The organism is Micromonospora sp. NBC_00898, from assembly GCF_045207895.1.
Lineage (GTDB): Bacteria > Actinomycetota > Actinomycetes > Mycobacteriales > Micromonosporaceae > Micromonospora.
Genome location: NZ_CP108775.1, coordinates 5,456,921 through 5,480,651 on the forward strand (window position 1 = coordinate 5,456,921; position 23,731 = coordinate 5,480,651).

Consider the following 23,731-nt stretch of genomic DNA (forward strand, 5'->3'; position numbering starts at 1 on the left):
ACACCCGCCATCCCCGCGAAGGAGCCCTCAGATGTCCCTGATCACGCCCGACTTCGACCGGTCCGTCATCGTCCGGGACGCCGACGCCGAGGTGGTGGGGCGGGCACCGACCACCATCCGGCTGCTCGCCGACAGCAGCGTCACCGGTGGCGCGCTCTCCACCCAGCGGGTCACCCTGCACGACGGCGCGGACGGCGCCCGGCCGCACCACCACGCCAACTCCGCCGAGCTGTTCTACCTGCTGGACGGCACCGCCCAACTGCTCTCCGGCGAGCAGGTGGTCACCGCCGAACGCGGCGACCTGGTCATCGTGCCGCCCGGCCTGGCGCACGCGTTCGCCGCCGCCCCGGGCGAGAACGCCGACATCCTCATCGTCATCACGCCGGGGGTCGAGCGGTTCGAGTACTTCCGCCACCTGGAGCGGATCGCGTACGGGAAGGTGCCGCCGGAGAGCCTGCTGGAGGTGCAGGAGCTGTACGACACGTACTTCCGTAGCAGCCCCGCCTGGGACGCCGCCCGCCGTTGACCCCCGGGCCCGAACTGCCCGGGCCGCTCAGGAGGCGGGCAGTTCGGGCCCATCGTCACTGGCTGGGAGACCACCAACCGGTTGGCGGTCGTCCCGGGGCATGGGACTACTTGTTGAACATGACGACGTCGGTCGGGCGCTTCACGGTCACCGCGACGCCGTAGTCGAACAGTTCGAGCGTCAAGGTGGACGTCCCCTGGTCGAGCCGGCCCTTCGCCGTCGTCTGCCACGTTACGGTGAGCGCCACCTTCGCGATCCGACCGTAGCGGTCCAGCGTGACGTCACCGGCCGCGCTGGTCGACCCGATCTCCTGCATCGTGGTGTACGCGAAATGCAGGGTGCCGTCCCGGTTCTCGGTGATGGTGGCGTTCGCGCTCTTCAGCGCCGTGGACAGGGCCGCCGGGTCGGGCGACACGGCACCCAGGACGCCGCTCCCCTCGTCGTAGAGGGACAGCCGGTCGTACCTGCCCGGGTACTGGCCGTATCGGCCGTACGTCTCGCCCGGGCCCTTGTCGGCCGGCAGCTTGCCCAGCGGTCGTTCCCCGCCGACGTACCGGGTGCCGTTAATCAGCAGCTCAGTCATGACCGAGTCGTCCTTTGGCGCACGGACGTACCCGGTGGCGGTCCTCGGGTCGAACGCGCCCTCGTACGTCAGCCCGCCCGGAGCTGAGTTGGTCAGCCGCATCCGGTAACTGAGGTTCTCGCTGGCGGTGACGGCCGCGACCAGCTCCATCGCCGGCGAGGCCGGCCCCGGCTGCGACGCCTCGGCGGTGACGCCGGGACGGCTCGACGTCGGCGTCGTCGCCACGGTCGCCGCGGTGGCGACGCCCAGCGCCAGCAGCGCGCACGTCGCACCGACCATCGTGGTCGTCCGGCGTCGGCGGGCCCGCCGGCCGCGATCGAGCAGCGCCCCCACCGGGGGTACGGAGGCCGACTCGCCGTCGACGATGTCGTGCAGCCGGTTGGCGAGACGCTCATCAAGTGTGTTCATGGCTGATCACCTGCTCACTGGGTAGGAGGGTTCATCGAGAAAGTGGCGAAGCTTGTCCAACGCCCGAGCGTTCTGGCTCTTGACGGTGCCCACCGAGCAACCCAGCAGCTGAGCCACCTCACGCTCGGTCAGGTCCTCGTAATGGCGGAGCACCACCACCGCGCGCTGCTTCGTCGGTAGCGACATCAGCGCCCGGCGCAGGACGACGGCATCGGGGCCGACGTCGCCGGCCGGGGCGGCCCGGTCGGGGACGTCCGCGACGAGCCTCTCGCGGCGACGCCGTCGCCAACCGGACGTGTGGTTGTTGACCAGGGCGCGGCGCAGGTAGGCGTGCGGGTCGTCGAGCCGGGACAGCCGCCGCCACCGCTCGTACACCTTGACCAGGCTGTCCTGGAGCAGTTCCTCGGCCCGCCACCGGTCACCGGTCAGCAGCATGGCCAGCCGGATATGTCGCTGCCATGCCACCTCGACGAATGCGACGTACGACCGGTCCGCCGCGGACAGGGGTTGCGTTTGGTCGGTCACGCCCCTAACACGTCGCCGTGTCGCAGAAGGTTGTCACGGGCTGCGGACGTTTCCGGAGATGCCGACCGACGAGCGGCCGGGGCGCGGGCGCGTTGTCACGCGGTGGGCAGCTCCGGGCCGCCGTCCAGTAGCGGGGCCAGCAGGTCGCCTTGCTTCTCGACGCGCTTGAGCACCTCACCCGCCGTGTACGGCTTCGTCGATGGCCGCTTCCCCGCCGCGCCCGCCTCGACTTCGTCCCAGGTCAGCGGGGTGGACACCGACGGCACCGCCTGGGCGCGCAGCGAGTACGGCGCCACCGTCGTCTTCGCCGCGTTGTTCTGACTCCAGTCGATGAAGATCTTCCCCGGCCGCAGGTTCTTCGCCATCTTCGACACGATCAACTTCGGGTGCGCCTTCTCCAGTTCCTGGGCGATCCGCCGGGCATAGGCCGACACCCCGTCCGAGGACTGCGTCCCGGCGATCGGGCAGCAGAGCTGCATGCCCTTCTTCCCGGACGTCTTCGGGTAGCTGTCGATACCGTCCTCGGCGAGGCGGTCCCGCATCAGCAGCGCCACCTGGCAGCACTGCTTCAGCGCGGCCGGGGCACCCGGGTCCAGGTCGACCACCATCATGTCCGGGTGTTCGCCGATCTTCCACTGCGGCGTGTGCAGCTCCAGGGCGGCGAGGTTGGCCAGCCAGACCAGGGTGGGCAGGTCGTCGGCGACCACGTAGTCGATGGTCTCCCGGCCCTTGCTCGACCCGGGTGCGGGCAGGGTCTCGGTGCGTACCCAGGCGGGGGTGGCGGCCGGGGCGTTCTTCTCGAAGAACGAGCCACCGCCCACCCCGTTGGGGTAGCGGATCCGGGTGACCGGCCGGTCGGCCAGGTGCGGCAGGAGAACCGGGGCGATCCGGGTGTAGTAGTCGATCACTTCGCCCTTGGTGAAGCCGGCCTCCGGGTAGAGCACCTTGTCCAGGTTGGACAGTTCCAGCGGGCGCCCCTCGACGTCCACCTTCAACCGGTCAGCTGGCATCCTCGACCTCCTCGGCCGGCTTGTCGGGGCGCAGGCGCAGGATCCGGGGGAAGCGCAGCCGCCCGTCCGGGGTGCGCTGGCCGTACTTCACCTCCACCACGATCTGCGGGGTTACCCAGTTCGCGCCCCGGGCATCCTCACGCGGCACGTCCCCGGCGAACGGCGGGTCCGAGGTGCGCAGCGGCTCCAGCTCACGCAGCAGCTCCCGTTCCAGGGCCGCGCCGATCCCGCCGCCGACCCGCCCGCGATAGGTGAGCCGGCCGTCCGGGCGGGGCACCCCCACCAGCAGGCCGCCGATCTTCCGGGCGCCGGGCCGCCAGCCGCCCACCACGAAGTCGCCGGTCACCTCCAGCTTGACCTTCACCCAGTCCGGCGAGCGCACCCCGGCCCGGTAGACCGAGTCGACCCGCTTGGCCATCACCCCCTCCAGGCCGTGCTCGCCCGCCGCCTGCCAGGTGGCCGGGCCGTCGCCGAAGGCCGGCGGCACGGCCCACCGTGCGGCCCCCAACCCGAGCGACTCCAGCGCCGCCCGCCGCTCCCGGTAGGTGCGGCCGGTCAGGTCCTCGCCGCGCAGCCGGAGCAGGTCGAAGATCATGTACGTCACCGGCGCGGCCGCCGCCAGCCGGGCCGCCTTCGCCCGGTCCCGGACGTGCATCCGCTCGGCCAGCGCGGTGAACGAGGGCTGCCCGGCGGCGTTGAAGAGCACCACCTCACCGTCGAGCAGCGCGTCGTCGACCTGCTCGGCGAGGGTGATCAGTTCGGGGTACGCGGCGGTGATCTCCACGCCGGAGCGGGCGTACAGGTGCTGCCGGGTGGCAGTGGCGGTGATGTCGGCGAGCGCCCGGACCCCGTCCCACTTGAACTCGTACGCCCAGCCGGCACCGGCCGGGAGCGGCCCGGTCATCGCGAGCATCGGCTTCAACGGCGCGCCGGGCACCTTCTGACTGTAGTTGCACCGCGAAGAGCGTGCGTGGAGTTCGATCGTTTGCGATTCTGGTCAGAACCGGGGAGAGGAGCGCGGAATGCGGGCGATCTGGAAAGGAGCGGTGTCGTTCGGGCTGGTGTCGATCGGGGTGAAGCTCTACTCGGCCACCGAGGAGAAGGACATCCGCTTCCACCAGGTGCACCGCGACGACGGCGGCCGCATCCGCTACAAGCGCACCTGCTCGGTCTGCGGCGAGGAGGTCACCTACGACGACATCGCCAAGGGGTACGACCTCGGCGGCGGCGAGATGGTGATCCTGACCGACGAGGACTTCGCCGAGCTGCCGCTGACCACCTCGCACGCGATCGACGTGCTGGAGTTCGTCCCCGCCGAGCAGGTCGACCCGATCCTCTACAACAAGGCGTACTTCCTGGAGCCGGAGGGCACGGCGACCAAGCCGTACGTGCTGCTGCGGGACGCGCTCGCCGACTCGGAGCGGGTGGCGATCGTCAAGGTGGCGCTGCGCCAGCGCGAACAGCTCGCCACCCTGCGGGTACGCGAGGGCGTGCTGCTGCTCAACACGATGCTCTGGCCGGACGAGGTGCGTACCCCGGACTTCGGTTTCCTGGACGAGGACCTCAAGGTCCGGCCGCCGGAGCTGGCGATGGCCAGCTCGCTGATCGACTCGATGGCCGGGGAGTTCCAGCCGGACGCCTTCACCGACGACTACCGGGCGGCGTTGCAGGAGGTCATCGACGCGAAGGTCGAGGGCCGCGAGGTGGTCCAGCCGGAGGAGGAAGAGGCCGCGCCGGCCGCCGCCGTCGACCTGATGGCCGCCCTGAAGGCGTCGGTGGAGCGGGCCCGGGCCGCCCGCGGCGAAGAGCCCGCCGGCAAGGCCGCGGAGCCGACCCCGATCTCGGCCGCCCGCTCGGCGCAGAAGGCCGCCAAGGCCCCGGCCAAGAAGGCGGCCGCCCAGAAGGCACCGGCGAAGAAGGCCGCCGCGAAGAAGGCGGAACCGGCGAAGAAGGCGGCGGCGAAGAAGACCGCGGAGAAGAAGGCGGCCAAGGCGCCCGCGAAGAAGGCCGCCGAGAAGAAGGCCGCCCCCCGCAAGACCGCCTGACCGTGATCCGGGGCCCTCGCCGCGGTCGGCGGCGAGGGCCCGTACCCGTCAGCCCCGGCCGAGCTTGTCGGTCGGGGTGATCCGGACGATGACCCGCTCCTCGCCCGCCTGGCGGAACGGGTAGGTGTCCTGGCCCAGGTACTTCTTCGCCATCCGGTCGATGTGCTGGTCGGCGCCCTCGGTCACGAACTCGGCCGTGCCCTTCACCCAGAGGGTGCGGAAGTCGTTCGCCTTGTCCACCACCGAGACCGCGACCACCGGGTTGCGCTCGATGTTGACGTACTTCTGCCGGCCCTTGGCGGTGTTGAACAGGATGTGCTCGCCGTCGGTGTCCACCCACACCGGCGTCACGTGCGGGCTGCCGTCGACCTCGACGGTGGCCACATGGGCGAGCTGTGGTTCGGAGAGCAGGGCCACGTCTTCTTCGGTGAGGATCGCCATGGACGAGAACCTACCGCCGGAAGATGTCCCGCACCGGGTATCGCGCCCGCCCGTCCACGCCGGTGTCGGGCCCCACCGGTACGCTCCGCCGACCGCCCTCGGCCGGAGAGGACCGTCTGATGCCGTACACCCCTGACTTCGCCCGGCTGCTCACCGCCGGCACCCGCTTCACCGACGAGTACGGCGAGCACGTGCTGGAGATGCACCCGGCCGGCGAGGTCGTCCTGCCGACCGGCCGGGTGGTGGGCTGCGACCCGCTGACCGGCGCGGAGAGCGACCCGTACACCGCCTCCGTCGACCCCGGCCGGTACCCGGCTCGGGCCTGGGTGTCGTCGATCCGGGAGGAGACCGGCGGCACTGACCGCCGGGTCGTGGCCCTGGAGTTGGTGATCCGGGACGAGCCGGTGGCCGGCTGGGAGATGGCCCTGGTCGCCGGCCAGGATCCGGCGGAGCTGGGCGCCGACGATTTCTTCGGGTACGGCGTTGACGCCGGCACCGGCACCCTGGCCGACCCGGTGGCGCTCGCCGCCGTGGAGGGCTGGGACTACGAGCGGATCGAGGACGTCTTCCTCGCGGAGGACCCGGCCGCCGAGGGCGGCCCGATCCCGGGGCTGGTCAGTGCGGTCACCGACGAGACCACCGGGGCGAACGTGCTGACGGTCTCGTCGGGCTGGGGCGACGGCTGCTACGGCACCTGGATCGGCCGGACCACCGACGGCCGGATCGCGTCGTTCGTCACCGACTTCATGGTGTTGCCCGCCGAGGGCTGACCTGTCGGAACCGGAGCCGGGCGAGGGAGCACCGAGGGCGTCGCGGCGGGTACCGTGTGCGCTGGTCTCGGCAGCGGCCGCCGGGCCGCACCCACCACCCAGCAGGGGAGTTCGACGTGAGCGAGCGTGTGCAGAACCGGTCGGCGGGCCAGGGCCCGGGCACCAAGGCGGAGCGGCGGCTGGCCGCCCAGCTGGCGGCGAAGAAGGCGGCCGAGGCGAAGCGCCGCCGGCAGTCGCTGCTCGGCGCGCTCGCCGGTGTCGCCGTCGTCGCGGTGCTGATCGGCGTCTTCGTCGTCGTCAACAACGGTGACGACGACAAGAAGGAGGCCGCCGGCACCCCCTCGGCCAGCGCCACCGCCCCGGTCGAGCCCACCGCTCCCCCCGCCGCGCAGCTCCCCGAGGGCATGGACCCGGCGCTGAAGACCAAGCCGGCGGTCGGCCCGGGCAAGGGCGAGCTGAAGAAGCTCACCCTGACCACCCTGATCAAGGGCAAGGGCCCGGCGGTCAAGGCCGGCCAGACCATCACCACCAACTACGTGGGTGTCTTCTACAAGGACGGCAAGGAGTTCGACGCGTCCTGGAACAACGGGCAGCCGGCCAGCTTCCCGATCGGCGTCGGGCAGGTCATCAAGGGCTGGGACCAGGGCCTGGTCGGCGTGCCGGTGGGCAGCCGGGTGCAGCTCGACATCCCGGGCGAGCTGGCGTACGGCAACGAGTCGGTGGGCGGCCGCCCGGGCGGGCCGCTGCGCTTCGTCGTCGACGTCCTCGCCGCGCAGTAGGTCACACCACTCTTCCGTCCGGTCACCTACCGGCAGTAGGTTCATGGTCACCGTGGGCGGCACCACCCGCCCGCGGTGACCTGTCACCGACGCGGAGGTGCACGTGGCGGCGCTGGACGACCCCGGCCTGGCCCGGGTGCTGTGGACGCACTTCGAGCCGGTCCACGCAGTGACCTACTTCCACCCGCGCGCCCGGGCCGCGTACGAGGCGGTCGGGTTGCGCGGCTACTGGCGGGGCTACTTCGCCGGCCGGGCCGCCCCGCTCGGCCCGACCGGCGCCCCGCCGGTGATCGCCGCGTTCTTCAGCTTCGCGCCCCGGATGGTGGCCCGGGCGCTGCCGTCGGTGTGGCGGCTGGCCACCCCGGAGGAGGCGCTGCGGGCCCGGCTCACCGGCGCCGTCCAGGCGCTCGCCGAGTTCACCTACGAGCTGCCGGAGGCCCATCTCGTCGAGGCCGCCGAGCTGCTGGAGGCGGCCGCCGGCCGGGTGGAGACCGCCGGCCGGGTGCTCGGCGCGGTCAACGCCGCCCTGCCGGCCGGCGAGTACCCGCTGGCCCGGCTCTGGCAGGCCGCCACCACGCTGCGCGAGCACCGGGGCGACGGGCACGTCGCCGCCCTGGTCACCACCGGGCTGGACCCGGTCGAGGTGCTGGCCTGGCGCTGCCGGGTCGACCAGTCCCGGGAGTTCCACCAGCCGGCCCGGGGGTGGACGGACGAGGAGTGGGCCGCCGCCGAGGAGCGGCTGGTCGACAAGGGCTGGCTGACCGTCGACCGGGAGCCGACCGCGTACGGCAGCGACACGTTCCGCGCGGTCGAGGAGGCCACCGACCGGGCCGCTGTCGGCCCGTGGCGGGCGCTGGGCGCCGAGCGTACGGAGCGGCTGCGCGAACTGCTCGAACCGATCGCCCGCCGCTGCCGCACGATCATCCCCCGGCAGAGCCCGATCGGCCTGCCGGCGACCCGGCGGTCCTGACGGCGGTAACCCGACGGACGGCCGGCGGCGGACGGCGTAGCCTCCCCGGCATGTGGATCGTGGAACTCGCCTTCACCGACGCGCCGGAGCGGCTCGCCGCCCGACCGGCCCACCGGGAGCGGCTCACCGCCCTGCACGCCGAGGGCACGGTACGGATCACCGGCCCGCTGGCCGACGACTCGGGCGCGGTGCTGGTCTTCGACGTGCCGGACCGGCCGGCGTTGGACCGGCTGCTGGCCGCCGACCCGTACTTCACCACCCCCGGCGTGGAGATCGTCAAGATCCGGGAGTGGGCGCCCTTCCTGACCTGAGCCGGCCCGCCGGCGGCAGGGCAGCCGCCGGTTCGGGCAGGATGGGCGCATGGTGGACGCGGTGCTCTTCGACCTGGACGGCGTGATCGTGGACTCCGAGCCGGTCTGGGAGGAGGTCCGGCGGGCGTACGTGGCCGCGCACGGCGGCACCTGGCAGCCCGACACCCAGCGCCGGCTGATGGGGATGAGCACCGGGGAGTGGGCCGACCACCTCAGCGGCGAGCTGGGCGTCGACCGGACGCCCGAGCAGGTCGCCACCGAGGTGGTCGCGGAGATGACCCGGCGGTACGCGGAGCGCGTACCGCTGATCGACCACGCCGACGCGGTGGTCCGCCGGATGGCCGCGCGGTGGCCGCTGGGGCTGGCGAGCTCCTCCCCCACCCGGCTGATCGCGGCGGCGCTGGCCGCCACCGGCCTGGCCGACGCCTTCGGCGCGACCCTGTCGACCGAGGAGACCGCCCGGGGCAAGCCGGCGCCGGACGTGTGGCTCGCCGTCGCCGCGCGGCTCGACGTCGACCCGGCCCGCTGCGTGGCGGTCGAGGACTCGTCGAACGGGGTGCGTTCCGCGGCCGCCGCGGGGATGCGCGTGGTGGCGATCCCGCACGGGTCGTACCCCCTCGATCCGGACGCGGCGGCGCTCGCGGCCGTGCTGCTGCCCTCGGTCGACGCGCTCACCCCGGAGGTGGTGGAGCGGCTCGGCTGATCCGCCACCCGCGGGGTCCCGGCCCGACTCTCTTGCTCCTGACGCGACGTCAGGTCCTAGCGTCGGTCGTGTCACCGCAGGTTGCGGTGACGCGAGAGGGAGTGGGACGTGGCGTCGACCTGGCGGATCGGCGAGCTGTGCCGGCGTACCGGGCTGACCGTCCGGACGCTGCATCACTGGGACCACGTGGGGCTGCTGCGGCCGTCCGCGCGGACGTCCTCGGGGCACCGGCTCTACGACGAGCGGGACGTGGACCGGCTGTACCGGATCGTCGCGCTGCGCGAGCTGGGCCTGCCGCTGGAGACCATCGGCACCCTGCTGGACGACCGTGCGGACGGGCCGGCGCTGGCCGAGCTGCTGCGGGACCAGTTGGCGCACGTGGACCGGCAGCTCGCCGCGCTGGGCGGCCTGCGGGACCGGCTGGCCGCGCTGTTGCCGCTGGTCCGGTCCGCCGGGGGCGCCGCGCCCGTCGACCTGCTCGCGGTGATCGAGGAGGTGACCAGGGTGGACGAGACGATCCGGAACTACTTCACCGAGGAGCAGCTCGCCGCGCTCGACGAGCGGCGGGCGCGACTGGGCGAGGAGGCCATCCGGGGAACGCAGGACGAGTGGCCGGGGCTGATCGCCCGGGTGCGGGCGGAGCTGGACGCGGAGACCGACCCGGCCGACCCGCGGGTGCGGGCGCTGGCCCGGCGCTGGATGGAGCTGCTGGAGGCGTTCCACGGCGGTGACCCGGGGCTGCGCGACTCGCTGTACCGGATGCAGGCGGAGAACGCCGAGCGGATCAGCCAGCAGTACGGCGGCCCGACGCCGGAGCTGATCGACTACGTCAAGCGGTCGGTCGCGGCGGGGTGAGCCGTCCGGTGCCGGCCGCGACGGGACCCGGCCGGCACCCGCGCCCCGCGCTCAGATCGCCCGGCTCCGGCTCGACCTCGGCAGGAACCGCCGGGGCCCCGGGCCGGGCGGTCGGGCCGGCGCCGGGTCGGCCGCCGGCCGCTCCGGGCCGGCGGCCTCCGCCCCGGCCCGCGTCGGCGCAGGTGGCCGATCCGCCACCGGTACGTCCCACATACCACCCCTCCTGCCACCGACTACCCGGTTGTACGGTTTCCGGGGCGGGCCGGATCGGAATGATCAGGGTTCGGCCGGGTAGGGCAGGCCGCGGTGCCGGCGTCCGGCGGTGAGGAGACGGCGATGAAGGCGATCGTGTACGAACGCAACGGGGACGCCTCGGTGCTCCAACTGGTCGAGCGGCCGATACCAGAGCCGGGCCCCGGTGAGGTGCTGGTGCGGATGGCCGTGTCCGGGGTCAACCCGACGGACTGGAAGGCGCGCCACGTGCGGCCGCTGCCGGCCGGCTGGCAGATTCCCCACCAGGACGGCGCCGGGGTGATCGAGGCGGTCGGCGAGGGGGTCGACCAGATCCTGATCGGTGCGCGGGTCTGGCTCTGGGAGGCCGCCTGGCAACGCCCCTGGGGCACCGCCGCCGAGTACACAGTGGTCCCGGTCCGGCACGCGGTACGCCTCGGCTCCGCCTCCTTCGACCTGGGCGCCGCGCTGGGCATCCCGTTCATGACCGCGCACCGGTGCCTGACCGCCGGCGAGTTCATGCCGGACAAGCTGCACGCCGGCGCGCTGAGCGGCCACGTGGTGCTGGTGCAGGGCGGGGCGGGCGCGGTGGGCAACGCGGCGATCCAGCTCGCCCGGTGGGCGGACGCCTGCGTGATCGCCACGGTGAGCGGCCCGGAGAAGGCGCAGCTCGCGGCGGCGGCCGGCGCATCACATGTGATCAACTACCGGGAGCAGGACGTGGTCGAGGAGGTCCGCAAGATCGCCCCCGACGGGGTGCACACGATCGTCGAGGTCTCCGCCGCGCGCAACGCCGCCGACGACGTCCAGCTCCTGCGTGCCGGCGGCGCGGTCTGCGTGTACGCCGACGACGGCGGCGACGAGGTGACCCTGCCGATCCGGCCGTTGATGCTGCCGAACGCGCGGTGGCAGTTCGTGCTGATCTACACCGCGCCGAAGGCGGCCAAGGCGCAGGCGGTGGTCGACGTGTCGGCGGCGGTGGCCCAGGGCGCGGTCCGGGTGGGCGAGGAGGCCGGCCTGCCGCTGCACCATTATTCGTTGGCGGCGACGGCGGCGGCGCACAAGGCCGTCGAGAGCTCGATGGTCGGTAAGGTACTCATCACCACGAGCGAGACGTAGGACCACGAAACGGATTTCTCTGTCATCGAGACAGAGGCGAACAAGTTTCGCGACAATTGACCTGCGGGCCGCCCCCAAGGACGGGCGGCCCCGGCGCGGTGCGAACGCCGGGGCCGCCCCTGGGGAGGGATGCCTTCAGGAGAATCACGCCCCTACCCGTGCAGGCGACGGTACGCCGGAAAGTGTTACGGCGCGGTCAGTTCGCGTACCTCCAGGCCGCCGTCGGCGTACCGGGAGCGGACCACCTTCTTGTCGAATTTGCCGACGCTGGTCTTCGGCACCGCGTCGATGAACGCCCACCGCTCCGGCAACTGCCAGCGCGCCACCGACTTCGCCAGGAAGTCCCGCAGCTCCTCCGCGGTCACCGAGGCGCCCTCGCGGACCACCACGGTGGCCAGCGGTCGCTCGTCCCAGCGCTGGTCCGGCACGCCCACCACGCACGCCTCCAGCACCGCCGGGTGTGCCATCAGGGCGTTCTCCAGCTCGACCGAGGAGATCCACTCCCCGCCCGACTTGATCACGTCCTTGGCCCGGTCGGTGAGGGTGATGTAGCCGTCCGGCGAGAGCGTGCCGACGTCACCCGTGCGCAGCCAGCCGTCGCGGAACTTCTCCTCGTCCGGGATCTCGTCCCCGACGTACCGGGCGGTCACCCACGGCCCGCGGACCTCCAACTCGCCGACGGAGGCCCCGTCGGCGGGCAGCGGCTCGCCCAGCGGCCCGACGATCCGGGCGGCGACCCCGGCCGGCACCCGGCCCTGGGTGTAGCGGTAGCGCCAGGCCTCGTCGCCGGTCGCCCCGGCCGGCGGCCGGGACACCGAACCGAGCGGGGACATCTCGGTCATCCCCCAGGCGTGGATCACGTCGATGCGGTGCCGGTCGTGGAACGCGTGCATCAGCGCCGGCGGGCAGGCCGAGCCACCGACGATCACCTCCTTCAGCGCGGAGGTGTCCACGTCGTGGCTGTCCAGGTAGGCCAGCAGATCGTTCCAGATGGTCGGCACCGCGCCGGCCAGGGTGGGCCGCTCGGCGGCGATCATCTCGGCGATCGGGGCGGCCTGGAGGAACCGGTCCGGCATGATCAGCGAGGCGCCGGAGAGGAACGCCGCGTACGGCAGGCCCCAGGACATCGCGTGGAACATCGGCACGATGGCCAGCTCGCGGTCGGTCGGCCCGAGGCCGAACCCCTCCGGCATGCAGACCTGCAACGAGTGCAGGTAGATCGAGCGGTGCGAGTAGGCGACCCCCTTGGGGTTGCCGGTGGTCCCCGAGGTGTAACAGAGGGCGGCGGCGTCCCGCTCGTCCACCTCGGGCCAGTCGAACGTGTCCGGCCGGCCGGCCAGCAGGGCGTCCCAGTGGTGCACCGCGATCCGGTCGCCGGCCGCGGCGACCAGCGGCGCCGGGTCACCCCCGCCGACCACCACCACGTGCGCGACCGTGGTCATCTCCCCGATCACCCGGGCCAGCAGCGGGATCAGCGTCGAGTCGACCAGCACCACCCGGTCCTCGGCGTGGTTGGCGATGTAGGTGACCTGGTCGGGGAAAAGCCGGATGTTGAGGGTGTGCAGCACCGCGCCCATGCTCGGCACGGCGAAGTACGCCACCAGATGCTCGTTGTTGTTCCACATGAACGTGGCGACCCGCTCGTCACCGGTCACCCCGCACTCGTCGCGCAGCGCGTGGGCGAGCCGGGCGGCGGTCCGCCCGACCTCGGCGTACGACATCCGGCGGGGCTCGGCGCCGGTCCAGGTGACGACCTCCGCCGTGCCGTGCACGGTGGCGCCGTGTTCGAGGATCCGGGCGACCTGAAGGGGGGCGTCCATCATCGTGCTACGCATGGGTAACAAGCTAGTGTCGGCGGTCACACGTTGGGAAGCCCCGTAAATTGTCGCAGGTGAGCATCTCCTGGGCCGATTCGTACGTGGGGCAGCTGCGTGCCCTGGCCGGTGACCGCACCCTGATGTTCGTCGGCGCCCGCGCGGTCGTCCGCGACAACGCCGCCCGGGTACTGCTGATCCAGCGCTCGGACAACGGCCAGTGGGCGTTGCCGGCCGGTGCGATGGAGCTGGGCGAGTCGATCGCCGACTGCGCCGTCCGCGAGGTACGCGAGGAGACCGGGCTGCGCGCCCTGCGGGTCAGCGCGTTCGCCCTCTACACCGGCCCGGACCGCACCCACACCAACATGTACGGCCACACGTACCAGATCTTCACCACCGCGTTCCGGGTCGACGAGTGGGACGGCGAGCTGCTCCGGGTCACCGACGAGACCACCGAGGCGGGCTTCTTCCACCCGGAGGAGTTCCCCGCCCCGCTCTCCGCCAGCGTCCCCGAAACCCTCGCCGACCTCGACGTCTTCGAACAGACCAACCGCCTCATCCTCAAGTGACCCCCGCCGCCCGCTGTACGGCATCGGTCGCCTGATCCGACGGGCCCCGCGCGTTGTCGGCGGCCGCGGGGGCATGTGTCCGGTGGTCGTCATGCCTCAGAGGCATAAATATGACTCAGAGGTATAACGCTCACGGAGGAGTTCGGCTGCGCGGGTCTCGTCCACGGCGCGCACCCGCCGCCCGGATGCCGGCAGCGGGCCGGACCGGACCGGACCGGACCGGGTCAGAGCATGGTCTGGGACTTGGCCTCCATGTCGGCGGCCGCCTCCTCCTTCGACTCCCTGGTCAGGGGCTTGCCGCCCGGGGCGGGCGCCTTCCCACCCAGCGGGTCGGCGCCGCCGGTGGCGCCCTGCGGGCCGGCGCCGCGCAGCTGGTCGTCGGGCAGGGCCAGGGTGACCAGCACCGCCGCGATGGCGATCAGGCCGGTGGTCAGGAAGACCAGGTGCAGCGACTCGACGAAGGCGGCCTGGATCGCGGCGCGGACCGGGCCGGGCAGGGCGAGGATGGTCGCCGGGGCGTTGATCGAGATGTTGGCGCCGCCGCTGGCCGCCACCGCGGCCCGCTGATCGGGCGGAAGCTGCGCGATCGCGCCCGGCAGCCGGTCGGCGAGCTGACGGGTGAGCTGCGACGACAGCACCGCCCCGAGGATGGCCACCCCGAACGACCCGCCCAGCGACCGGAAGAACGTCGCCGAGGAGGTGCCGGCCCCCAGGTCCCGGACGTCCACCGCGTTCTGCACGGCCAGGATCAGCGACTGCATGCACAGGCCCAGCCCGACGCCGATCACCACCATGAACCCGAACGCCACCCAGAGCGACGTGTCCACCTGCAGCCGGGTGAACAGCAGCATGCCGGTGAGCAGCACCGCCGAGCCCGCCACCGGGAACCACTTGTACCGGCCGATCCGGCTCATCGCCCGGCCGGTCAGCACCGAGGTGACGATGATGCCCGCCATCATCGGCAGCATCAGCAGACCGCTGCGGGTCGGCGAGGCGCCCTTGACGATCTGCAGGTAGAGCGGGATGAAGATGATCGACCCGAACATCACCAGACCGAGCACGAAACCCGCCGAGTTGGCCAGCGCGAACGTGGGTGTGCGGAACAGTCGCAGCGGCAGGATCGGCTCGGCGACCCGGGCCTCCTGGAGCACGAAGAGCACGCCGAGCACCGCGCCGGCCACGAAGAGCCCGATGATCACGCCCGAGTCCCAGGCGTACTGGCTGCCGCCCCAGCTCAGCGCGAGCAGCAGGCAGCTCACCCCGGCGACCAGCAGCGCCGCGCCGAGCCAGTCGATGGCGTGCTCCCGCCGCTGGAACGGGATCAGCCGCATGACGTGGTAGCAGACCACGATCGCCAGGATCGCCAGCGGCACGTTGATGTAGAAGATCCACCGCCAGTTGGTCTCCGCGAAGTACCCACCGACCAACGGCCCGGCCACCGACGACAACCCGAAGACCGCGCCGAAGAGCCCCTGGTATCGGCCACGCTCCCGGGGCGTGACCACGTCCGAGATGATGGTGAACGCCAGCGTCATCAGGCCACCCGCGCCCAGCCCCTGCACGCCCCGGGTGACGATCAGCTGGGTCATGTTCTGCGACAGGCCGGCCAGCAGCGAGCCCAGCAGGAAGGTGCCGATCGAGAAGAGGAAGACCGGCCGGCGCCCGTACAGGTCGGCCATCTTGCCGTAGAGCGGGGTCGACGCGGTGGAGGCGAGCAGGTAGGCGGTCACCACCCACGAGTAGTGGTTGATGCCGCCCAACTCGCCGACGATGGTGGGCAGAGCCGTACCGACGATCGTCTGGTCCAGCGCGGCCAGCAGCATCCCGGTCATCAGGCCGAACATCAGCAGGCGGATCTGGCGGGCGTGCAGTACCGGCCGGGCGTCAGCTTCCGTGGTCATCCCGCCTTCTTTCCCCCGCCTCCCGGAACATGCCCGGACGGCGGGGGAAATCAGCGGGTCAGTGCCGGCCTTCGGCGAACTCTTCGACGATCTTCGCGGCGAAGGCCGGGATGTCGGCGGGCCTGCGGCTGCTGACCAGGCCGTTGTCGGTCACCACCTGCTCGTCGACCCAGGTGGCCCCGGCGTTGGTCAGGTCGGTGCGCAGGCTGGGCCAGGAGGTCATCCGGCGTCCGCGCACCACGTCCGCCTCGATCAACGTCCACGGGCCGTGGCAGATCACGCCGACCGGCTTGCCGGCGTCGAAGAACGCCCGCACGAACCGCACCGCGTCCGCGTCGGTGCGCAGGAAGTCCGGGTTGGCCACCCCGCCGGGCAGCACCAGCGCGTCGTACGCCCCGACGTCCGCCTCGGCCGACGTCACGTCCACGTCGTACGTCCTGCCGTGGTCGAGGTGGTTGAAGGACTGGATCGAGCCGGGCTTGGTCGAGACCAGCTCGACCCGGGCGCCGGCGTTCTCGACCGCCTCGCGCGGCTTGACGTACTCGACCTCCTCGACGCCGTCGGCGGCCAGGAAGGCGATCCGCTTGCCCTGCAGTGTCCCTGCCATTTCGGGTTCTCCTCTCGGGGTATCTGGAGTCCCTTCCCGGGGCCGGATGCCCGAAACGCGGCCCCCGCCGTGGCCCGGCACACCGCGTGGCCGACGCCGGAGGGACGCCTCGGCGCGCTCCCGCCCCAGGTTTGACCGGCATGGCTGGGGGGACCCCGGAAGGTATGGCAGGAGCAGCAGCGCATGAGCGCCGGCTCGCCACCGTCGTGGCGGGCTGGCAGGGGCGTCCCGTGCTGGTCGTCGGCGACGCCATGCTGGACGAGTGGCGGTTCGCGGAGTCGGAGCGGCTCTGCCGCGAGGCCCCCGCCCCGGTCCTCACCCTGCGGCGGCGCATCTCCGCCGCCGGTGGGGCGGCGAACACCGCGGTCAACGTCGCCACCCTCGGCGGCCGGGCCGTGCTGGTCGCCCCGGTCGGCGCCGACGTGGCCGGCGACGAGCTGCACGACTGCCTCGACCGCGCGGGCGTCTGGGACCGGACGGTCAACCAGCCCGGCCGGCCGACCCCGGTGAAGCGGCGGATGCTCGCCGGGAACCAGATCCTGCTGCGCGAGGACTCCGGCGACCCGGAGGACGCGCTCGACGACGACGGCGTGGCGCGGCTGCTCACCGCGCTGAACTGCGCGACCGAGGAGTTGAAGGCCGCCGCGGGCGGGCAACCGCCGACCCTGGTGGTCTGCGACTACGGCCTGGGCGCGCTGCCCGCGGCGGTACGCGCCTGGCTGGTGGCCAACCGGGACCGCTACGCCACGGTGGCTCTTGACGCGCACGACCTGGCCGACTGGCGCGGTCTCAACCCGACGGTGGTGACGCCGAGCTTCGCCGAGGCGGCCCGGCTGCTGGCCCGCGCGGCGGCCGGCTTCAACGCCGACCCGCGTCCCGTCCCCCGCGAGCACGCCGGCCCCGACCTGCACCTGGACCACCCGGTCGCCGACCCGGCGGACGGTCCCTCCGAGCTCAGCGTCGGCGCGGCCCCTGGCGGGGCGGGCGAGCGCCCGACCGGCGCCGGGTCGCCCGAGTCCCACCCGCGCGCGACGGGCCCGGGGGCGAACTTCGGGCCGACCGGAGCCGGCCGCGGGCCGACCGGGGAGCCGACGCCCGGCGAGGACCGGGTGGCGATGACCGGCGACGGGCTCAGCGTGACCGGCACCGGCGTCACCGTGAACGCGGCAGCCGGCGAGGGGGTCGACCGGGCGGTGCTGGCCGAGTCGCGCCTGGCCGAGCTGCGCGCGCACACCGGCGCCGACGTGGTGGCGGTGACCCTGGACACCGACGGGGCGGTGGTCGGCGGGGCGGACGGGGAGCCCCGGCGCAGCCACAGCACCCCGGTGCCGGCCAGCCACGCGGTCGGCGCCGGGGACGCGTACCTGGCGGCGATGACGCTGGCCCTGGCGGCCGAGGCGACGCTGCCCACCGCCGCCCAGCTCGCCCAGCTCGCCGCGACCATCACGGTCTCCGACACCGGCACCTGCGTGTGCCGGCGGGAGGACCTGCTGGAGGCGCTGGGCACCGGGGCGGACGAGACCGGCCACCCGACCCTGGTCGACGCCGACGAGCTGACCTCGATCGTCGCGGACCACCGTCGCTCCGGCCGCTCGGTGGTCTTCACCAACGGCTGCTTCGACGTGCTGCACCCGGGACACGTCCGCTACCTCACCCAGGCCCGCGCGCTCGGCGACCTGCTGGTGGTGGCGGTCAACTCGGACGGCAGCGTACGCCGGCTCAAGGGCCCGGACCGGCCGGTGAACCCGGTCGAGGACCGGACGACCCTGCTCGCCGCGCTGGAGTGCGTCGACCACGTGGTGGTCTTCGAGGAGGACTCCCCGGCGCCGCTGATCGAGGCGGTCCGCCCGGACGTCTACGTCAAGGGCGGCGACTACCCGCCGGAGATGGTGCCGGAGGCGCCGCTGGTCCGCCGGCTGGGTGGCCAGGTGCGCACCCTCGGCTACGTGCCGGACCGGTCCACCTCGGCGATCATCGACCGGATCCGGGCGCAGTCGGTCGCCGGCAACGGCGCCGCCCCGCGCCCCTCGACCGTCAGCGACGGCGCACCCGGCAGGCCGGCGTGAACCGACCGCTCGACCTCGGCACGCCGGAGCAGTTCCGCCGGCCGCGGCAGCTCGACGTGCTGATCCCGACCCGCAACCGCCCGACCGAGCTGGCCGTCACCCTCTCCGGGCTGGCCGCCCAGGAGGGCGTACCCGACTTCGGGGTGGTGGTCAGCGACCAGTCCGACGACGAGCCGGCGTACCTCGACCCGGCGGCCGCCACCATGGTCCGGGCGCTGCGCCACCGGGGGCACCCGGTGCTGCTGACCCGCCGGCTGCCCCGGCGCGGCCTGGCCGAACACCGGGCCTACCTGCTGGACCACTCCGTCGCCCGGTACGTCCTCTGCCTCGACGACGACGTCTGGCTGGAACCGGGCACCCTGTCCCGGCTGGTCACCGCGATCCGCGAGCTGGGCTGCGGGTTCGTCGGCAACGCGGTGCACGGGCTGTCGTACACCGACGACGTCCGGCCGGAGACGCACGGACACTACGAGGAGTGGCCGGGCCCGCCGACTCCCGAGCGGGTCCGCCCCGGCACGCCGGCCTGGGACCGGGCGCGGATCCACCCGGCGGCGAACCTGCTGCACGTCACCGAGAAGCTCCGGCTGCCGGCGGGCGCCTGGCGAGCGTACAAGGTCTCCTGGATCGGCGGGTGCGTGCTGTACGACCGGGCGAAGCTGGTCGACGCCGGCGGCTTCGAGTTCTGGCGCCGGCTGCACGAGCGGCACCAGGGCGAGGACGTCGCCGCGCAGCTCGCGGTGATGGCCCGGCACGGCGGCGCGGGCGTCCTGCCCAGCGGCGCCTACCACCTGGAGTCGCCGACGACGGTGACCGAGCGGGACGTGGAGGCGTGGGAGGTCGTCCTCGCCGAGTCCGACACCCCGCAGCCCGCCTGAGCTCCCGGTCAGCCGCCGAGCAGTTCGCGGGCGGCCTCGACCACCTCGACCGTGGGCACGTCGGCGACGAAGGAGTTCCGGTGCGGGCAGTCGCCGTCGCCGGGGCGGTGCGGGTAGATCCCGGGGGTGCAGTCGACGCCGCAGACCGGGCAGTGGGTCGTCCAGGAGGCGATCGGCCGGTGCCGGGCGCGCAGCGGCGTCGCCCCGTTGATCAGGTTCCCGATCCAGTAGACGCCCACCGTCGGGGCGCCGACAGCGGCGGCCAGGTGCAGCGGACCGGTGTCGTTGGAGACCACCAGCGCGCAGCCCGCGTAGCAGGCCGCCAGACCGCCGAGACTGAGCGTGCCGACCTGCGGGCGGACCGGCACCCCGGCCGCCGCGACCACCGCCTCGACCACCTCCCGCTCGGCCGGCGTGCCGGTGACCAGCACCTCGCAGCCGTCGCCGGCCAGGGCGCGGCCGACTTCGCCGAACCGCTCCGGGGGCCAGCGCCGGCGACTGTCGGTGGCCCCCGGATGCAGCGCGACCCGGGGCTGCCGCGGCTCGCCGAGCACCTGCCGGGCCTCCGCCCGGTCCGCGTCGGTCACCGCGAGGGCCGGGATGATCGTGGTGGCCGGCGCCCCGACCAGGGCGACGACCTCCAGGTAGCGGATCACCTCGTGCTGGTAGTAGACGTACCGGATCCAGCGGTCCAGCGGCGGGGCGCCCTCGGCGCGCAGCCCGGCGGTGACCCGGGCGCCCAGCGCGGACACGACCGGGTTGGAGTTGCCGCCGCCGCCGTGCAGCTGCAACGCCAGGTCGAAGCGTTCCTTGCGGGCCGCGGCGAGGAAGTCGTCCATGCCGGACCCGGTCTCGTCGGGGCCGGGGTCGCGGATGCCGGCCGCGGGCGGGACCACCAGCACCCGGTCCACCGGGCCGGGCCGGTCGCGCCAGAGCTGCGCGTGCCAGGGCGCGCCGAGCAGCACGATCTCCGCCGACGGGTACGCGGCCCGCAGCGCCTCCAGCGCGGGCAGGGTGAAGATGAAGTCGCCGAGCGCGTTGGCCCGGAGCACGGCGATCCGCTCGACGTCGGGCACCCGCTCGCCGACCGGCCCGAGCAGGGACGGGGTGTCCACGCGCGCCGTTACGGCCGGTCGATCTCGTCGACCGTGGTGTCCGGGTGGTGCATCTCCCGGTCCGCGGCCGGATCGGCCAGGGCGCTCGTACCGGTGCGGGCGGGCCGACGGCCGGTGCGGCCGACGGTGATGGTGCGCGGGGTGGGCCGGGATGCCCGGGGCAGCCGGACCCGGAGCAGGCCGTGGTCCATCACCGCGTCGATCCGGTCCGGGTCCACCCGGGACGGCAGGTCGACCCGGTACTCGAAGCCGCGCGTCTCGAAGCCGCCCGGGATGCCCTGGTCGGCGTTGACCTCGGCCTCGGAGCGGGCCCGGACGCAGAGCTGCTGGTCGTCCAGCTCGACGGCCACCTCCTCCGGCGCCACGCCGGGCAGCCGGACGACGACCTCCCAGCCGTCGGCGGTCTCGCCCAGCTCGACGTCGGGTGGGCCGGACCGGCCGCCGACCAGGCGGCTCAGCTCGGAACGCAGCGACTGCAACTCGCCCATCGGGTCCCACCCCTGCTGCCGGCCGCGCCAGCTCCGTCCGCTCGGCTGTTCCGTCATCGCACGTCTCCGATCCGCTGGTTGGCCGTGGGGGGTCGCAGCGAGCTCGGGGCGTTCAGGTCGGCCTGCGGGTCGACGCCGACGCCGAGCCGGTCGACCAGTTCGCCGCCGAGCCAGGCGCTGATGCCGAGGATCGCCACGGCCACCACCTCGATGGCGATCAGGGCGCCCCCGGCGGCGCGGGAGTCGGCGTTGAGCCGGACCGCCCAGACCGCGGCGAAGAGCAGGATCACCGCGACGTTGGCGGCGGCGTGGGTGAGGCCGACCCGCTTGGCCCGGGTGTTGGCGGGGAGGGCGAGCAGGTCGACGCTGCCGGCCGCCGCAGCGAGCAGGCCGCCGACCAGGCCGACGGTGATGTTCCAGTACGCCACCTCGCCGAGGAAGTCGGGCCCGCCGACGGTGTCGACCACGTCGAAGATCACTGCCGTGACCAGGAGCGCCACCGGGAACATCACCAGCATCGGGTGCACGGGATGGCCGAGCACCTTCAGTCGGCTCTCCATGGGGCCTCCATCGGTCGCGTCCGAGCGCGCTGCGGGTTAGGCGGTACCCGTGGGGTTCCCGGGCAAACCTCGCGTTCGACGCGCTCGTCTAGGCTGTCAGCGGTAGGGACGGCGGTTGCCGCACGCCCACCAACCGGGTCAACGCACGGGGGAGGCGCACGTGACGGTGGAGATCACTTCGCACGAGGAGCTGCGCGAGCTGCTGGGGGCGCCGATGCCCCGGGCCGTGACCAAGGAGCGGACGGTGCTGCACGAGCGGGACCGGCAGTGGCTGGCCGCCTCGCCGTTCTGCCTGGTCGCCACGGCCGGCGCGGACGGCAGCTGTGACGTGTCGCCGAAGGGCGACCCGCCCGGCTTCACGCTGGTGCTGGACGAGACGACGATCGCGATCCCGGAGCGGCCGGGGAACCGCCGGGCGGACGGCTACCGCAACATCCTGGACAACCCGCACGTCGGGCTGGTCTACCTGATCCCCGGGCGCACCGACACGCTGCGGATCAACGGCCGGGCCCGGCTGGTCCGCGATGCGCCGTTCTTCGACGACATGGTGGTCAAGGGGCACCGCCCGGTGCTGGCCGTGGTGGTGGAGATCGAGCAGATCTTCTACCACTGCGCGAAGGCGTTCCTCCGCTCGGAGCTGTGGCGACCGGAGACCTGGCGGCCGGACGCGCTGCCGTCCCGGCCCCGGCTGATCAAGGAGGTGGAGGCCCCGGTGGAGAGCCTCGCCGACCTGGAGCGCCACTACGGCCCGGAGTACGCGAAGTCCATCTACTCCTGACGCGCTCCCGGCAGGACCGGCGGCCATCGAGCCCCATGTTTCGGCAGGTGGCGGCGTGATCGCGCGCACCGGCGAGCAGGGCGGCGGCCTCGCCACCGCCGGTCTCGTGCTGAGCTAAATCTTCACGATCCTCGGCATCCTCTGGATCGTCTTCGTGTTCGTCCTGGCAGCGAACTCCGGCGGCACCGCCGCCTGATCCCACCGCCGGGCTGGGCACGGAGCGGGCGGGGGAGCCACCGAGCAGGGATCGGGTCGTCGCGGCTTGCGCGCCGGATCCGATTGAGCGCCCTTCACCGGGGTACGGATTCCGGTGTAGACGACTGAATCCGGAAGGAGTGCCCATGACCACGAAGGTCGAGAAGTCCATCGAAGTCAACGTGCCGGTCAGCACCGCGTACAACCAGTGGACGCAGTTCGAGGAGTTCCCCCGCTTCATGGGGGGTATCCAGGAGGTACGCCAGCTCGACGACAAGCGGATGCACTGGGTCGCCGAGATCGCCGGCGTGAAGCGTGAGTGGGACGCCAAGGTCCTGGAGCAGGTCCCGGACCGCAAGGTCGCCTGGGCGGCCACCGAGGGCGCGACCAACGCCGGCGCCGTCTACTTCCAGCCGGTCGGCACCGACCGCACCCAGGTCCGGCTCTCCCTGGAGTACGAGCCCGAGGGGCTGGTCGAGAAGGCCGGCGACAAGCTGCACATCGTCGAGAAGCGGGCGGAGGCGGACCTGGAGAAGTTCAAGTCGTACATCGAGGGCCGGGGCGCCGAGACCGGCGCCTGGCGCGGCACGATCGACGAGGGTCGCAACCTCGGCACCCCCGGCGTGGAGCACGCGGCGTCCTCGTGGGGTGACGACGGCAAGGCCGGCGTCTCCGGCAAGGCCGTGGCGGCCGGCGCCGCCGCCGCGGGCGCGGCCGCGGCCGGCGCGGCGGCGCTGGTGAAGCACCGGTCGAGCGACGACGACACCACCACGCCGGAGACCGAGACCGAGTACGTGGTGACCGATGTCCCGTCGCCCCGGACGAGCAGCTTCCCGGCCGACCCGGCCGATCCGCGCCGCAACCTCTGACGCACGTCAACTCCCTGCCGGACGGAGCCCGGCGGGCCGGCCCCGAGCCGAGCCCGCCGGGCTCCTCCGTCGCGGCGGACCGGTCGGCTGCACCGGCAGGACTAGCCAGGTCCGGCCGTCGATGAGCTCGCGGGCCGCGTCGAGGTGGCCCGCGTGGCAGGCGGTCTCGGTGATCATGTGGAGGACGACCTCCCGCACATCGTCGAGGCGCCAGTCCCCGAACAGGTCGGTGGGCCACCAGGCCGGTCCGGCGTCCGGGCGGGTGGCCGCGATGATCGCGTCCGCCCGTTCGGCCTCCCGCCGGTACAGGTCCAGCACCGCCCCGGCCGGCACGTCGGCGGCGACCCGCCAGGCGTTCCCGACGTCGCCGAGGCCGCTGATCGCGTCCGGCTCGCCGGCAATGACACAGCGGAACCAGAACCGCTCGCAGTGGGCGAGGTGTCGTACCAGGCCGAGGCAGCTCCACCCGGACGGCAGCACCGGCCGTCGCAGGGCGTCCTCGTCCAGGCCCGCCAGAATGCCCAGCACGTGCTCGCGCTGAGCCTTCAGACAGGCCAGCAGCGCCTCGGTCTCCGCACCCGCGGATGGTGGTGGCATCTCGTCCTCCGGTGTCGAGAG

General features: G+C 73.2%; 25 protein-coding genes and 1 pseudogene. 14 read left to right on the plus strand and 12 right to left on the minus strand.

Annotated features, from left to right (window positions below; all coding sequences use genetic code 11):
• Positions 1-31: 31 nt before the first annotated feature.
• A complete protein-coding gene (locus OG799_RS26490; RefSeq protein ID WP_406038610.1) occupies positions 32-526 on the plus strand; it encodes a cupin domain-containing protein in 495 nt (164 codons plus the stop codon).
• Between the two features lie 106 nt (positions 527-632).
• Here OG799_RS26490 and OG799_RS26495 read toward each other — a convergent pair whose 3' ends face one another.
• The 4 genes from OG799_RS26495 to ligD (OG799_RS26510) all read right to left on the minus strand — a co-directional run bounded on the left by OG799_RS26495 (position 633) and on the right by ligD (OG799_RS26510) (position 3,989).
• The gene (locus OG799_RS26495; protein WP_406038612.1) at positions 633-1,517 is read right to left on the minus strand and encodes a hypothetical protein; all 885 of its coding nucleotides are present in this window, start codon (positions 1,515-1,517) and stop codon (positions 633-635) included.
• A gap of 6 nt (positions 1,518-1,523) precedes the next feature.
• Complete coding sequence (locus OG799_RS26500; RefSeq protein WP_406038614.1) at positions 1,524-2,042, minus strand: SigE family RNA polymerase sigma factor; 519 nt, start codon at positions 2,040-2,042, stop codon at positions 1,524-1,526.
• A gap of 95 nt (positions 2,043-2,137) precedes the next feature.
• A complete protein-coding gene (gene ligD / locus OG799_RS26505) occupies positions 2,138-3,052 on the minus strand; it encodes a non-homologous end-joining DNA ligase (protein ID WP_406038616.1) in 915 nt (304 codons plus the stop codon).
• Complete coding sequence (ligD, locus tag OG799_RS26510) at positions 3,042-3,989, minus strand: non-homologous end-joining DNA ligase (RefSeq protein ID WP_406038618.1); 948 nt, start codon at positions 3,987-3,989, stop codon at positions 3,042-3,044. Before ligD (OG799_RS26510) ends, ligD (OG799_RS26505) begins: the two co-directional genes overlap by 11 nt.
• 85 nt (positions 3,990-4,074) lie before the next feature.
• Here ligD (OG799_RS26510) and OG799_RS26515 point away from each other — a divergent pair, with 85 nt between their 5' ends.
• Positions 4,075-5,097, plus strand: a complete 1,023-nt coding sequence (locus tag OG799_RS26515; protein WP_406038620.1) for a Ku protein — start codon at positions 4,075-4,077, stop codon at positions 5,095-5,097.
• Between the two features lie 48 nt (positions 5,098-5,145).
• On the opposite strand, the gene OG799_RS26520 is transcribed toward OG799_RS26515, so the two are convergent.
• The gene (locus OG799_RS26520; protein WP_406038622.1) at positions 5,146-5,538 is read right to left on the minus strand and encodes a PPOX class F420-dependent oxidoreductase; all 393 of its coding nucleotides are present in this window, start codon (positions 5,536-5,538) and stop codon (positions 5,146-5,148) included.
• 119 nt (positions 5,539-5,657) lie between these two features.
• Here OG799_RS26520 and OG799_RS26525 point away from each other — a divergent pair, with 119 nt between their 5' ends.
• From OG799_RS26525 to OG799_RS26555, 7 genes are all read left to right on the plus strand, one after another.
• Positions 5,658-6,308, plus strand: a complete 651-nt coding sequence (locus OG799_RS26525) for a DUF4241 domain-containing protein (RefSeq protein ID WP_406038624.1) — start codon at positions 5,658-5,660, stop codon at positions 6,306-6,308.
• A 116-nt stretch (positions 6,309-6,424) separates the two neighbouring features.
• Complete coding sequence (locus tag OG799_RS26530) at positions 6,425-7,087, plus strand: FKBP-type peptidyl-prolyl cis-trans isomerase (protein WP_406038626.1); 663 nt, start codon at positions 6,425-6,427, stop codon at positions 7,085-7,087.
• A gap of 112 nt (positions 7,088-7,199) precedes the next feature.
• Positions 7,200-8,057, plus strand: coding sequence for an SCO6745 family protein (locus OG799_RS26535; RefSeq protein WP_406046412.1), 858 nt, complete (start codon positions 7,200-7,202; stop codon positions 8,055-8,057).
• A 50-nt stretch (positions 8,058-8,107) separates the two neighbouring features.
• A complete protein-coding gene (locus OG799_RS26540; RefSeq protein WP_406038628.1) occupies positions 8,108-8,368 on the plus strand; it encodes a YciI family protein in 261 nt (86 codons plus the stop codon).
• Positions 8,369-8,417: 49 nt separating this feature from the next.
• Positions 8,418-9,071 (plus strand): HAD family hydrolase, encoded by a 654-nt coding sequence (locus OG799_RS26545; protein ID WP_406038630.1) that lies wholly within the window; start codon positions 8,418-8,420, stop codon positions 9,069-9,071.
• Between the two features lie 108 nt (positions 9,072-9,179).
• Positions 9,180-9,926, plus strand: a complete 747-nt coding sequence (locus OG799_RS26550; RefSeq protein ID WP_406038632.1) for a MerR family transcriptional regulator — start codon at positions 9,180-9,182, stop codon at positions 9,924-9,926.
• A gap of 336 nt (positions 9,927-10,262) precedes the next feature.
• Positions 10,263-11,276, plus strand: coding sequence for an NADPH:quinone reductase (locus OG799_RS26555; RefSeq protein ID WP_406038634.1), 1,014 nt, complete (start codon positions 10,263-10,265; stop codon positions 11,274-11,276).
• A gap of 185 nt (positions 11,277-11,461) precedes the next feature.
• On the opposite strand, the gene OG799_RS26560 is transcribed toward OG799_RS26555, so the two are convergent.
• Positions 11,462-13,096, minus strand: coding sequence for a fatty acid--CoA ligase (locus OG799_RS26560; protein WP_406046413.1), 1,635 nt, complete (start codon positions 13,094-13,096; stop codon positions 11,462-11,464).
• A 71-nt stretch (positions 13,097-13,167) separates the two neighbouring features.
• Between OG799_RS26560 and OG799_RS26565 the strand changes: the two genes are divergently transcribed.
• On the plus strand, positions 13,168-13,659 hold the full coding sequence (locus tag OG799_RS26565) for an NUDIX domain-containing protein (protein ID WP_406038636.1): 492 nt from the start codon (positions 13,168-13,170) through the stop codon (positions 13,657-13,659).
• Between the two features lie 224 nt (positions 13,660-13,883).
• Here OG799_RS26565 and OG799_RS26570 read toward each other — a convergent pair whose 3' ends face one another.
• Complete coding sequence (locus OG799_RS26570) at positions 13,884-15,560, minus strand: DHA2 family efflux MFS transporter permease subunit (RefSeq protein WP_406038638.1); 1,677 nt, start codon at positions 15,558-15,560, stop codon at positions 13,884-13,886.
• Positions 15,561-15,618: 58 nt separating this feature from the next.
• The gene (locus OG799_RS26575; protein ID WP_406038640.1) at positions 15,619-16,167 is read right to left on the minus strand and encodes a type 1 glutamine amidotransferase domain-containing protein; all 549 of its coding nucleotides are present in this window, start codon (positions 16,165-16,167) and stop codon (positions 15,619-15,621) included.
• Between the two features lie 164 nt (positions 16,168-16,331).
• Here OG799_RS26575 and rfaE2 point away from each other — a divergent pair, with 164 nt between their 5' ends.
• On the plus strand, positions 16,332-18,233 hold the full coding sequence (rfaE2, locus tag OG799_RS26580; RefSeq protein WP_406038642.1) for a D-glycero-beta-D-manno-heptose 1-phosphate adenylyltransferase: 1,902 nt from the start codon (positions 16,332-16,334) through the stop codon (positions 18,231-18,233).
• Entirely contained in the window at positions 18,230-19,108 is an 879-nt protein-coding gene (locus OG799_RS26585) for a glycosyltransferase (protein WP_406038644.1), read from the plus strand. Before rfaE2 ends, OG799_RS26585 begins: the two co-directional genes overlap by 4 nt.
• Positions 19,109-19,116: 8 nt before the next feature.
• On the opposite strand, the gene OG799_RS26590 is transcribed toward OG799_RS26585, so the two are convergent.
• From OG799_RS26590 to OG799_RS26600, 3 genes are read right to left on the minus strand one after another with little or no spacing between them, the layout of a single operon-like run.
• A complete protein-coding gene (locus tag OG799_RS26590) occupies positions 19,117-20,223 on the minus strand; it encodes a glycosyltransferase family 9 protein (RefSeq protein WP_406038646.1) in 1,107 nt (368 codons plus the stop codon).
• Positions 20,224-20,231: 8 nt separating this feature from the next.
• Positions 20,232-20,768: an Hsp20/alpha crystallin family protein gene (locus OG799_RS26595; protein ID WP_406038648.1), complete on the minus strand. Its 537-nt coding sequence runs from the start codon at positions 20,766-20,768 to the stop codon at positions 20,232-20,234.
• Positions 20,765-21,271: a DUF2231 domain-containing protein gene (locus OG799_RS26600; protein WP_406038650.1), complete on the minus strand. Its 507-nt coding sequence runs from the start codon at positions 21,269-21,271 to the stop codon at positions 20,765-20,767. Before OG799_RS26600 ends, OG799_RS26595 begins: the two co-directional genes overlap by 4 nt.
• 160 nt (positions 21,272-21,431) lie before the next feature.
• On the opposite strand from OG799_RS26600, the gene OG799_RS26605 reads away from it, so the two are divergent.
• Positions 21,432-22,049, plus strand: coding sequence for a pyridoxamine 5'-phosphate oxidase family protein (locus tag OG799_RS26605; RefSeq protein WP_406038652.1), 618 nt, complete (start codon positions 21,432-21,434; stop codon positions 22,047-22,049).
• Positions 22,050-22,390: 341 nt separating this feature from the next.
• Positions 22,391-22,840 (plus strand): annotated as a pseudogene (locus OG799_RS26610) (SRPBCC family protein); the annotation flags it as partial.
• A 279-nt stretch (positions 22,841-23,119) separates the two neighbouring features.
• On the opposite strand, the gene OG799_RS26615 reads toward OG799_RS26610, so the two are convergent.
• Positions 23,120-23,710 carry a DinB family protein gene (locus tag OG799_RS26615; protein WP_406038654.1) on the minus strand — a complete coding sequence of 197 codons (591 nt, stop codon included), beginning with the start codon at positions 23,708-23,710 and terminating at the stop codon, positions 23,120-23,122.
• Positions 23,711-23,731: the final 21 nt, after the last annotated feature.